This window comes from Streptomyces sp. ID05-39B (assembly GCF_033794725.1).
In the GTDB taxonomy this organism is placed as follows: Bacteria; Actinomycetota; Actinomycetes; order Streptomycetales; family Streptomycetaceae; genus Streptomyces; species Streptomyces bobili.
Map to the genome: position 1 here is coordinate 1 of NZ_JARGEF010000330.1, position 7,129 is coordinate 7,129.

The 7,129-nt window shown below is 74.0% G+C and carries 6 protein-coding genes and 1 pseudogene; 4 read left to right on the forward strand and 3 right to left on the reverse strand.

The annotated features are described in order from the left end of the window. Positions 1-260: 260 nt before the first annotated feature. From P1P75_RS37950 to P1P75_RS37965, 4 genes are all read left to right on the forward strand, one after another. Complete coding sequence (locus P1P75_RS37950; RefSeq protein WP_319264006.1) at positions 261-647, forward strand: hypothetical protein; 387 nt, start codon at positions 261-263, stop codon at positions 645-647. Between the two features lie 318 nt (positions 648-965). Continuing rightward, a complete protein-coding gene (locus P1P75_RS37955) occupies positions 966-2,855 on the forward strand; it encodes an FUSC family protein (protein ID WP_319264007.1) in 1,890 nt (629 codons plus the stop codon). Positions 2,856-3,216: 361 nt separating this feature from the next. After that, positions 3,217-3,906, forward strand: coding sequence for a DUF899 domain-containing protein (locus P1P75_RS37960; RefSeq protein WP_319264009.1), 690 nt, complete (start codon positions 3,217-3,219; stop codon positions 3,904-3,906). Between the two features lie 154 nt (positions 3,907-4,060). Next, positions 4,061-4,237: a hypothetical protein gene (locus tag P1P75_RS37965; protein ID WP_086771208.1), complete on the forward strand. Its 177-nt coding sequence runs from the start codon at positions 4,061-4,063 to the stop codon at positions 4,235-4,237. An 8-nt stretch (positions 4,238-4,245) separates the two neighbouring features. Here P1P75_RS37965 and P1P75_RS37970 read toward each other — a convergent pair whose 3' ends face one another. The 3 genes and pseudogenes from P1P75_RS37970 to P1P75_RS37980 form a co-directional block, all read right to left on the reverse strand. Further along, a complete protein-coding gene (locus P1P75_RS37970) occupies positions 4,246-6,120 on the reverse strand; it encodes an ABC transporter ATP-binding protein (protein WP_319264012.1) in 1,875 nt (624 codons plus the stop codon). 268 nt (positions 6,121-6,388) lie between these two features. Continuing rightward, a complete protein-coding gene (locus tag P1P75_RS37975; RefSeq protein ID WP_319264011.1) occupies positions 6,389-6,832 on the reverse strand; it encodes a hypothetical protein in 444 nt (147 codons plus the stop codon). Further along, positions 6,829-7,129: pseudogene (locus P1P75_RS37980) on the reverse strand (hypothetical protein); the annotation flags it as partial. The gene P1P75_RS37975 and the pseudogene P1P75_RS37980, both read right to left, overlap by 4 nt.

The window sequence follows — 7,129 nt, forward strand, 5'->3', positions numbered from 1 at the left end:
GTTTCACCGCGGCGGACTTCTAGCGGCCCGCGCCGGGATTTCCGGCGCGGGCCGCTAGAAGTCCGCCGCGGTGAAACGGCCGAGGTGCTTGGTGCGCATGGCAGGAAGGATGCCTCCGCACCCGCCGCGTCAACCCGCTGGACGAGCGCCGGGTGCGGAGGCATCCTTCCTGCCATGCGCACCAAGCACCTCGGCCGTTTCACCGCGGCGGACTTCTAGCGGCCCGCGCCGGAAATCCCGGCGGGCCCCGGAGGTCTGCCATGTCCCGCACCGTCCACCACATCCGACCCCGACACCGCAACCGCCACCCGGCCCCCTGGTCGACCCACTGGGCCGGACTGCGCTCCGGGCACCGCCTCGTCCAACTCCGGTTCACCAGCGAGGAGTTCGCCCGTGCGCAGCGCGAGGGACGCCGCCCGCGTCCCGTCCCCGTCCGGTCGGCCTTCACCGCCTACACGTACCCGCGCTCGCTCAACGCGAGAGTCGACGGCCCGTACGAGTCGCGTGCCCGAGCCGCCCTGGCCGTCTTCCGTACGACTGCCCGCAACCGTCTGCGAGGGGCTCCGCCCGGCGCCCTCCTCGACATCGCCGACGACCTGGACCACCCGCCGACCCGTCACCGGCACGGCAACCTCCGGGACTTCTGACGGACGCCGCCGTCTTCCGTGACCGCTGACCGCTGACCGCTGACCGCCGACCGCCGACCGCCTCGCGACATTGCTCTCCCTGCGTCCGAGCCGTAGCCCTCGGCGGCTCCCGCGCCCGGCCGCGTCCCTCCCAAACAGCAGCCGCGCCGGCAGTTGCGTTCATAAAGAACGCGGGATACGGGCCAGGTGTCACCTTCCCGAAACGCGGCCGTCCCAGCTTCTCCAGGATCGCCCCGTACGGTGGAGACACAGCCTCAGCACCAGCCCCGGCCACCGTCGCCCGAAGGCACATCCCCGCCCTCGTCCGAACGGAGCTTTGTGTCCCCGCGTCCCACCGTTGCCGTTCGCACACTCCCCGCCCTGCCGCCCTGGCTCGCGCACGCCCTGCGCGCCCAGCGGGGACCCGTCCCGTGGAGTGCCGTCGTCCGTGGCGCACTCGCCGCGGGGCCGCTGCTGCTCGCCGCCGTCCTCGTCGGTCACACCTCCCTCGGGGTCGTCGCCGCCATCGCCGCCATGCTCGCCGGGATCAACGACCGGCCCGGCAGCCGGCGCACCGCGGTCCGGCGGCTCGGGGCGCCTGCTCTCGCCGGGGCGGCCGGAGTCCTCGTCGGTACGTATGCCGGGGACCACGCCGGCGCGGTCGTGCTGACGCTCGTCCTGACCGCGCTTGGCCTCCTGGCCGGCGGGATGAGCGCCATCGGGCCCGTCGCGTCCGGGGGCGGGACCCAACTGCTCGTCGCGGCGGCCATCGGCGCCGGGATGCCGCTTCCCGACAGCGGCTGGGTGCGGGCCCTCGCCTTTCTCGCCGGCGCGGGCTGGCTGATCGTGCTGCGGCTCGCGCTGCCCACCCCCGGCGCGCTGGCCGGAGACTTCCGCTTCGACGGGGAACGGGCGGCCGTGGCCGCCGTCTACGAGGCCGTCGCCTCTCTCCTCGACGCGGCGGGCACCGAGCACGCGACCGCCCGCCGCGCCGCCCTCACCGCCGCTCTCGACCAGGCCCAGGACGCCCTCGCGGGACCCCGGCTGCGGCGCTACGCCAGTTCGGCGGCCGAACGCCGGCTGCACGCCCAGTACGCCGCCGCCCTGCCCCTCGCCGAGGCCGCCACCGCCCTCGCCTGGGCCGGTGAACCCCTCGGCGGCCGGGCCGCCGCTGGACCCCGGCGCCTCGCCGCCGCCGTACGCGAGAGTGCGGCCACCGGGCCGCTGCCCGCGCCCGCCCGGTCCGCGCCCGCGCTGCGCGCCCTCGACGACGCCCTGCTCCAGGCCGCCCACGCCTTCGACCAGGACGGCGGCTCCGACCTCCACACCCGCCGGCGTGGCGCCCGTGACCTGTTGCGGACCGCCTTCGGCGCCGGTGGGCGGGAGTACGGGCTGCGGGTCGCCCTCTGCTTCGGCGCCAGCGCCGCCATCGCCCAGGCCCTGCACCACTCCCACTGGTACGGGCAGCACACGCACTGGTACTGGCTGCCCGCCACCGCCGTCTTCCTCGTCAAGCCCGACCTCGGGCCGCTGGTCTCGCGCGTACTGTGCCGGGCCGCGGGGACCGTCCTCGGGGCGCTGCTCTTCGCGGGATTCGCCGCCGTGCTGCCCCACCCGCAGGGGCTCGTGGCGCTGGTCGCCGTCTGCGGGGCGCTGATCCCCGTCTCCACCCGGCACTTCGCCGCCCAGACCGCCGTGGTCACCGTCCTCGTCCTGTCGCTCGTCATGGTCGGCGGGGAACCCCAGGCCTCCGTCGGGCGGATCGGGGAGACCCTGCTGGCCTGCGCGCTCGTGCTGATCGTCGGGCATCTGCCGATGCCGGGGGAGCGCGGCGGGCACGTGCGGGCCCGGCTCGCCGCCGCCGCGGGCGCCGCGCACGCCTACCTCGCGCACGTACTGGCCGGCCAGGACGGCTCCGACGGCCGCGCCGCCCGCTGGACGCTGCGCCGCGAGGCCTACCGGGCGCTCTCCGAGGCCCGCGCCGCCATCGCCCTCTCGGCCGCCGAACTTCCCGCGCTCGCCCGGCACACCGAGGGCACCGACGAGGTCGCCGCCCTCCTCGAACGACTTGTCGACACGACCACCGCCGCCGCCGTCCACCTCGACGACACCGGCCACCTCGACCGCCGTCACGGCGACCGGCTCACCGAACTCCTCGGCGAACTGGCCGCACACCGCGAACGGGTGGGACTGCCGACCGCCGTCACAGGCCTCACGGCTGCCGTGTGAACCACGGCCGCCGCGAGGCCGGACGAGGGGTCCGCTCGCGTGAGCCCTGGCGTACGGCGTGGCCGGAGCGGCCGGAGCGGTCGGAGCGGTCGGAGCGGTCGGAGCGGTCGGAGCGGTCGGAGCGGTCGACGCGTACGGCCGGGCGCGCGGGCGAGGACGGGGAGGTCGCGTTCCAGGGTGCCGGTGCCGGTGCCGCGGGCGAGGAGGATGCCGGTGTCGGGGATGCCGGTACGGCGGCCACGATCCCGGCCACGTCGGCGGCGGCGGCGGTGACGGCGTCAAAGAAATCGTGGGCCGGCGATGAGTTCCGACGGTGGCACCAGTCACCACCCGGAACGGACCGCTGCAACAGGAGGGGCCCATGTCGCTTCCGGAGATCGTCTCGCGCGAGGAATGGCACGCCGCACGCGAGGAACTGCTGGTCAAGGAGAAGGTGCTGACACGCGCGCGGGACGCGCTCAACGCCGAGCGACGCCGACTGCCGATGGTGGAGATCACCGAGGAGTACGTCTTCGACGGCGGCGACGGCAAGGCGAGCCTCCTGGACCTCTTCGACGGAAGCCAACAACTCGTCGTCCACCACTTCATGTTCGCGCCCGAATGGGAGGCCGGCTGCCGCAGCTGCTCCGCCTTCCTCGACCAGATCGGCCACCTCGCCCATCTGAAGGCGCGCGGCACGTCGTTCGCCGTGGTCTCCCGGGCACCCTTCCCGAGGATCCTGCCGTTCAAGGCGCGCATGGGCTGGACGCTGCCCTGGTACTCCTCCTACGACAACGGCTTCAACCGGGACTTCAGGGTCACTTTGGAGCAATCCGGGCAATTGACGGAACGGCCGGGCCTCAGCTGCTTCCTGCGGGACGGCGGCCGGGTCTTCCACACCTACTCGGCGTACGAGCGCGGGCTCGACGGGCTCGGCTCGACCACCTCGCTGCTCGACCTGACGGCCCTCGGGCGCCAGGAGGAATGGGAGGAGCCGAAGGGCAGGGCGTCGGGTCTCGGCGCCCCCGCGGGCAGTGACCGCATCCGTTATCACGACGAGTACGAATTCTGACGCGGAGCGTAGCCGGTACGTTCAGAAGGTGACCGGATCCTCACACTCTGCGTTGAACCTGTGTCAACTACGTCTCAGTCATGTCACTGGCCGAGGCGTTCCGCCTCCGAACAGCGTTAACTCCTACAAGTACAACGCTTATCGGAGGTGCGAGATGGTGAACGGGCGAACAGTGCTCGAACGCTTTCCCGCGGGCGGGCCGCGTGGGTCGTGGCCCGCGGAGGAGTTCGCTCAGGCACGGCGCATGGAGGGACTGGCCGCCGAGGTTGTCATGGACCTCGCGAGCGACACGTTCCTGGTGGTCGTCCGGGGCGGCGAAGCCACCGACTGACCCCGGGATCAGCCCGCTTTCGAGGCGTGCACCCGGCCCGTGGCCGGGCTCGTGAACTGCCCCGCCTGAAGCGCGTACAGCTCCGCGTAGACCCCACCCTCGGCCAGCAGCTGCTCCGGGGCGCCCGACTCCACCAGCCGGCCCTGCTCCAGGACGTGCACCAGGTCGGCGTGCCGGACCGACGCCAGCCGGTGCGTGATCAGTACGACCGTCTGACCGCCGTCGGCCAGCGCGCGGATCTTCTCGAAGACCTCCAGTTCGGCCCGCGCGTCCAGTGCCGCCGTCGGCTCGTCCACGATCAGGATGCGCCCCCGCCGGTACGCCGCCCGAGCGATGCCCAGCCGCTGCCACTGACCGCCGGACAGCTCGTGCCCGCCGCTGAAGTTGCGGGCCAGCAGGGTGTCCAGGCCGTGCGGCAGATCCGCGACCACCTCCTCGGCGCCCGCCTCACCGATCGCGTCGGCCAGGCGCTCCTCGGTCAGCGGCGCCGACGAACGGCCGACGGCCACGTTGACCCGGGCCGTGAACGGCCACCGCTTGAAGTCCTGCGCCACCATCGCGACGCGCTCGGCCAGCAGGTGCCGGTCGGCGTCCGCCGCGTCCACGCCGTCCCACAGGATCCGCCCCCGGTCCGGCCGGTACAGCCCCGCCAGCAGCTTCACCAGGGTCGTCTTGCCGGAACCGTTCTCCCCGACGAGCGCGATGATCCGGCCGAGCGGCAGGGTGAGGGTCACATCGTCGAGGGCGGGCCGGGCCGACTCGCCCGGATAGCCGAAGGACACGTTCTCGAACCGGATCTCCCGCGGATCCTCCGGCAGGGCGCAGCCACCCTCCGGGATTGCCCGTTCGGCCGCCTCGACGTACAGGCGTTGCAGATCGCCCACGAACAGCGCCTCCTCGTGGAGCTGGTTGACCTCCACGACCAGCGTGTTCAGGCTCGCCGAGCCGCTGCGGATCGCGATGACGGCCGTACCGGCCACCGCCAGCGCCATGGCCTCGGTGAGCAGCAGCCCGCCGAGCGTGGCGTACGTCGCCAGCGTCGCCAGGCCCGTCCAGGCCGCCGCGAACAGGCCGGTGCGGGCGGCGAGAGCGGCCAGGCGGGCCTGCTCCGCCTCCGCGGTCTCCGACATGGCCCGAAAGTGCCGCAGCAGGAAGGGGCCGACTCCGTGGACGCGGATCTCGGGCGCCGCCGCGGGCTCGGTGAGCAGACCCGCGAGCAGATGGCCCGCGCGCGCGTGCTGCACCCAGGCGTGGAAGGACTCGTACCGGCGCCGCGCGTTCGTCAGGGCGCTCCAGGCGCTGGGCAGCGTCATCGTGGCCAGCAGGGGCAGCAGCAGCGGGTGCAGGACGGTCAGCACGCCCGCCGCCGCGATCAGGGAGATCATCGCGTTCACCACGCGCGTGGCGTGACTGATCATGTAGCGGCTGGACCGGGCGCCGTACTGTGCGGTGTCCAGCAGCTTGTGGAAGGCGTGGTCCTCGATCGCGGCCAGCTCCACGGCGGCGGCCCGCTCCAGGTACCGCTCGGTCGCCACCCGTTCCACCTTGGGCTCCAGGCGCCCGGTGGCGTACGTCGACGCGGCCCGCAGTACCACCGCGACGAACAGCGCGGCGGCCACGACGGTCAGTGCGGGGGCCGCGCCGCGCAGCCGGTCCTCGATCGGGCCGCCGGCGATCAGCCGGCCAAGCACGGTGTTCACCGCGAGCAGACTCACCGCCTGCGCCACGCCCCGGCCCAGCTCGGCGGCGACCACGATCCGGGCCGCGCGCGGGTCGGCCTCGCGGGCCAGCCGGAGGCTGGAGATGAGGAGAGAGGGCAGCCGGGTCACCATGGCCCGGAAGTTCAGCTCCAGGAAGGCGTCCCGGTGCTGGTTCCAGCCCATGTCGTAACGGAGTGGTCCGCCGAAGAGCAGGCGCTCCGACTCAGAGACGTCGCGTTCCTCGGGATCCTTGTGTTCCGGCGCGTTCCGCACCCTCGGCCTCCCCCGATCGTGGACGGATGGCCACTATCGCGGGAAGGGGCTGAGGTAGGGCAGGGCGCGGGACGGACTCGGGCGCAGCACGCGGGCGTGCGCCCGGGGGTCTGCGGGAGGACGGCGGGTGTCGATCAGGGTGGGGCACCGGGTGGGGCACCGAGCGCGCGGGCGCGCGTCACGCGCTGATCGGCCGTGACCAGGTGGGCGGAGTGTCCGTGAGGCGGCACAGGGTCAGATAGAGGGGGATGGGCGGGGTGTACGGAAGTGTGCCGTCCGGCCGGTGGATGAGGCCGGGGATCCGCGCGGCGTCCGGCACGAGCGCGCCCGTGGCGTACCGCGCGGGGGCGGGCCAGTCCAGGGCGTAGTCGGAGTCCGACGGGACCAGCCACCACCAGTGCGCCTCGTCGGCGTACACGCAGCCCACGCGCGGGAGGCGGGGCATGACCAGCGGGCCGAGCCGCGCCGGGACGGCGACGGCGTCGCAGCCCAGCGGGGCGGTCATGCCCTCGGGAACCGTGATCCGGTGCGGCGCCCGAAGGGTGTCGCCGCCGGAGCCGCGCCCCAGACGGACCAGCGTGTCCAGGGTGAGCACCCCGATCCGGCCGGGGGCGGTCCTCACGCCGTGTCCCGGTCACGCGGAAGGTGGCCCGGCGATCCCGTGCCGGGGTGCGGGCGCCGGGCGGGCGGCGCCCCGCTCGCCGTGTCGAGGGTGTGGTCCGCGCGGGCGGCGTGGTCGGCGGGCGTCGAGGCTCCGCCGGTTGCCGGGCCGCGGTGCCACTGCGGCACCACGCGGGACAGGGGGCCGTCGGACAGGCGGGGGAGCCGGCCCGGCCGGCCGCCCGACCCGCGGCCCCCCCCGTCCCCCGGGCCCCTGTTCCTGTTCCCTTTTAACATCTCCCGCCCCCCAAAAAAAAGA